General features: G+C 57.2%; 3 protein-coding genes. 2 read left to right on the top strand and 1 reads right to left on the bottom strand.

The window, feature by feature from the left end:
* A partial coding sequence (locus ACILRN_RS16100) for a sulfotransferase family 2 domain-containing protein (RefSeq protein ID WP_395689981.1) occupies window positions 1-529 on the top strand: 529 nt, incomplete at its 5' end.
* Window positions 530-882: 353 nt separating this feature from the next.
* Window positions 883-2,796, top strand: a complete 1,914-nt coding sequence (locus ACILRN_RS16095) for a tetratricopeptide repeat protein (RefSeq protein WP_395689980.1) — start codon at window positions 883-885, stop codon at window positions 2,794-2,796.
* 14 nt (window positions 2,797-2,810) lie between these two features.
* On the opposite strand, the gene ACILRN_RS16090 is transcribed toward ACILRN_RS16095, so the two are convergent.
* Window positions 2,811-3,662 carry a serine protease gene (locus ACILRN_RS16090; RefSeq protein ID WP_395689979.1) on the bottom strand — a complete coding sequence of 284 codons (852 nt, stop codon included), beginning with the start codon at window positions 3,660-3,662 and terminating at the stop codon, window positions 2,811-2,813.
* Between the last annotated feature and the right edge of the window lie 148 nt (window positions 3,663-3,810).

Genomic DNA, 3,810 nt, shown 5'->3' with positions numbered 1-3,810 from the left:
ACTTGGATTGACCGGGTTTTTTGACCCGGCGACATACATGCCAGTTCGCTCTTATCTGAAAGTTCCGCCAACGCATTATGACTATGACCTGCTGGACCGGCTCTACAGCCTCGAGCGACTCTTCAGTTTTGCTGTAGTTCGGCATCCTGTGAAGCGCATGATTTCCAATTATAGGTGGTTTATTGAGAAATCTACATCTGCCGCGCGATTGTCGAAGATGGGATTTTCGGAATATCTGGAGTACATTTTCGAGCAGTACGGGCTCGACGAAAATGTCGTCTCTGGGCACATCAAGCCGCAAACTCGGTTTGTTGGCAGGAAAGTGTCAAAGGTCTTCAAGTATGAGGACGGGCTCGAATCTGCCGTTGGCGAAGTGCTCCGCCATCTGGGACTGAAATTGAAGGGCGAGGTCCGGCTTCCGGTGGCGAACAATACAACGGTCCGCGAGGTCGTTCCTTCCAAGCAAGAACTCGAACGCATCTACGGCTTCTACAAAGAGGACTTTGTTGCATTTGACTACCAGCTATAGGATTGGAACGAAGTGTTTCGCAGCCAGACTATTGACGAAGACGATGAGGTGCTGCCGTGCCAGCGTGTTTCGAGGATCATGGTTCCACGGTGGCCTGGGTCTGCTGAATTCCAAGGATAGAAGTCGTCCTTTCTTTGTCGACACAGCAGCCCAGAGTGTTGAATTTTTCGTCACAAATAATGAATTGAAGAGTTCGTTGCAGTCCGAAGATGGATCGTGGAGCGGCCAGTCGCATTTGCGAAAAAAGCCATTTGCTGGAGAAAGTCGCTTGAAGCAGCGTGTCTTGATTGTCACGGCGTTCAGCCCCGCAATGCTCTGCAGCAGCCGGTCTGCTGCGTATAGGTCAGGATGAGATGCCGATGACCAGAGGAAGTGCAGATGGAATGAGGCATGGACTGTTGCACGAGGAGAGAAGACGCTTCCCTCAAGCGATAGCTGTCTATTTGGACCTGCTGAGGCAGAATCCAAATCAATATGAAGTACTCTGCCGATTGGGATTCTGCTATCTGCAGACAGGGCAACTCGCCGCTGCCATTGAGTGGCTGGGCAGGGCTGTCGCGCTGGCGCCGGGCAATCCGAAAGCCTACAGTCTGCGAGGTGTTGCCCTCCGTGTCACCGGCAAGCATGATGCTGCTCTAAAGGATTTCGATCGCGTAATTTTGCTGAACCCGGCTTCAGTTGATGCCCACTTCAATCGCGCCAATGCTTTGAGGTCTCTCCGGCGATATAACGAAAGCATCGAGGGCTATCAGGCGGCAAACAAGCTTGATCCGGCTCGGCTCGACATCATGAACAACCTTGCAGCTGCATATGCCCAGCTTGGTGAGTGGCAAATGGCTACCGAGGTGTTTGAGAAACTTCTGCAGCGACAACAAACTCCAGACGGGTTCTATAATCTTGGTTTTGTCAAATGCGAGCTTCTACATTTCGAGGAAGCGCTCGACTGTTTTGAGTCTGCGATACGCTTGCAGCCGGACTATGCGGAAGCATACAGCAGCAGAGGATATGCTCTGTCTCGGATCGGGAAACACGAAGAAGCCCTGAGAAGCTGTGAGAGGGCAATTGCCCTGAACCCGACGCTGGTCGATGCCCGCATAAATCAGGGCAAGGTCCTGGCGGTGATGGGGCAATATGAACAGGCCGTTTCGGCGTTCAGCAAGGCTGTTGAGCTCAATCCTCGCAATGCTTTGAGTTACCGCTACCGTGCTGTTGCATACAAAGAACTGTGGCGGTTTTCTGAGGCGCGGTCAGACTACGACCGCGCACTTGCCATCAATTCCAATGATGTCGAAGCAAGATGCAGCAAGGCGCACTTGCTGTTGTATCTCGAGGAGTATGCAGAGGGCTTCAGGCTCTACAAGGCGCGTTGGCATACAAGGAATAGCACAGGCGTGCGCTTGAGTGCTGATATTCCGGAATGGAACGGAAAGCCGTTTGCGGGACATTTGCTCCTCTGGGCGGAACAGGGTATCGGAGATGAGGTTTTCTATGCCTCGTTGTTGTCGCTGATACCGAACAGCAACATGCGGATCACGCTGGCTGCAGACAGCCGACTCTTTCCGATTTACGAGCGGTCTTTTCCGCACATCCAGCTGCTCGACCGCAAGGTTCAGAACGATCTGCTTCTTTCGGGCTTCGATGCGCAGGCGCCCATCGGTGATCTTGGAGGCCTGCTTGAGGTGGACGCCGCAAGGGTGACAGGTCGACGCTATCCGTTTCTCGTTGCAAACCCGCTGACGAAGGCCGGTTTCAGTGCAAGGTTCAGGTCTCCTGGTGGGCGGCCCGTGGTTGGAATTTCGTGGAAAAGCATCAACAAGGAGTTTGGCTTGTCGCGAAGCGTTGACCTGGTGAATTTTCTGCAAGTCCTCCAGGGCTCAGGCACTCGCCTTGTTAACCTGCAGTACGGAGATGTATCGGCAGAGATTGCCCGGGCCCGTGAACTGACGGGCGAAATCGTCGAGGTTGTGGACGATCTGGACATTTTCAATGATCTGGACGGTCTCCTCGCCCTGATTGATGCCTGCGACTTTGTCATCACGATCGATAACGTGACGGCGCACCTGGCGGGTTCGATTGGCAGGAGGACAGCCGTCATGGTTCCATGTGGCAAGGCAGAGATCTGGTACTGGCAGGGCAAGAAAGTGAGCGCGTGGTATCCAAGCCTTGACCTGCTCTATCAGCAGCGCAGCAACGACTGGGAGGCGGTGCTTGCTGCTGCTGCAGCATGGCTGAGACGCCAGCTTGCGGATTCGGCCATTGAATCTTAGCCGGCAGCCCCGTCTCAGGACGGGCAGGCGGTGCCGAAGCCCCCGGCCAGGCTGCGCCACTCGGCCGAGCAATCCGTGGTGCTGCACAGGAAGCCCGCCAGCGTGCGCGAGGCAACGGCATGCGCGAGGTTCAGCGGCTGTCCGGCACTGTCGTAGAGAGTGCTCACCACCATGCCCACCAGCGCGCCATTGGCATCGAACAGGGGCCCGCCGGACTCGCCCTTCTGGGTCGAGAGCCGCAGCACCATGGCATCGGGATAGCCGAACTTCGAATCGGAGCCGCTGTAGCGAACCCCCTGGCCGAAGCTCTGGGCTTCGAACTCGCCCAGCCGCGCCGTGTCACCCTGGTCGTGCGGCCGGCCCAGCGAGTAGACGAAATTGCCGCGCATCAGGCACTGGCTGTCGCCGGGCACGACGGGCTTTCCGGCAAAGCCGCGAAGCCGGATGAGGGCCATGTCATTGTCGGGCCGGATGGCGATCACATCGCCGGCATAGACGCGGCCATTGGCGGCGCGCACCGAAACGACATTGCCCTGGCGCTTGGCAACATGTGCGGCGGTCATGATGAGGCCGCCGCCATCGACCACGAAGCCGCTGCCGGAGGCAACGGCCGTGCCGCGCCGGCTGTCCTTGTCCTGGCTGGCCTTGGGGTTTGACTGTGAAACGACGATCGTCACATAGCTGGGGCCGGAGCGGCGCACCAGCCTGGTGATCTGTTCGGTGCTGGCCATCGCCTCGCCCGGCGGCACCGAGGTCTGCTGCACGGTGAAGTCGCGGCTCTCGCTGTCCACATTCGGGGTCTCGCAGGCTGCCAGCAGCAGCGCGAGGCCGATGAGCGGAAGGAGCTTGTGTCGTGCAGCGGGCATGGAACTCTCAAGGCTGAATAATTATCTACCACAAAATGCGGCGCCACGATGTCGGCCCTGCGGTCTTCCCCAAAAGAAAACGGCCCGCCGAAGCGGGCCGTTTCCAGTTCATGCTAGGCGATTAGAAGCGCCAGACCGAGATCAGGTC

Source organism: Aestuariivirga sp. (genome assembly GCF_044238155.1).
In the GTDB taxonomy this organism is placed as follows: Bacteria; Pseudomonadota; Alphaproteobacteria; order Rhizobiales; family Aestuariivirgaceae; genus Aestuariivirga.
This window is presented reverse-complemented; position numbering and strand designations above follow the sequence as displayed.

Coding starts and splice junctions, on each gene's coding strand:
- ACILRN_RS16095 (WP_395689980.1), top strand. CDS start 883: ATGCCGATGACCAGAGGAAGTGCAGATGGAATGAGGCATGGACTGTTG.
- ACILRN_RS16090 (WP_395689979.1), bottom strand. CDS start 3,662: ATGCCCGCTGCACGACACAAGCTCCTTCCGCTCATCGGCCTCGCGCTG.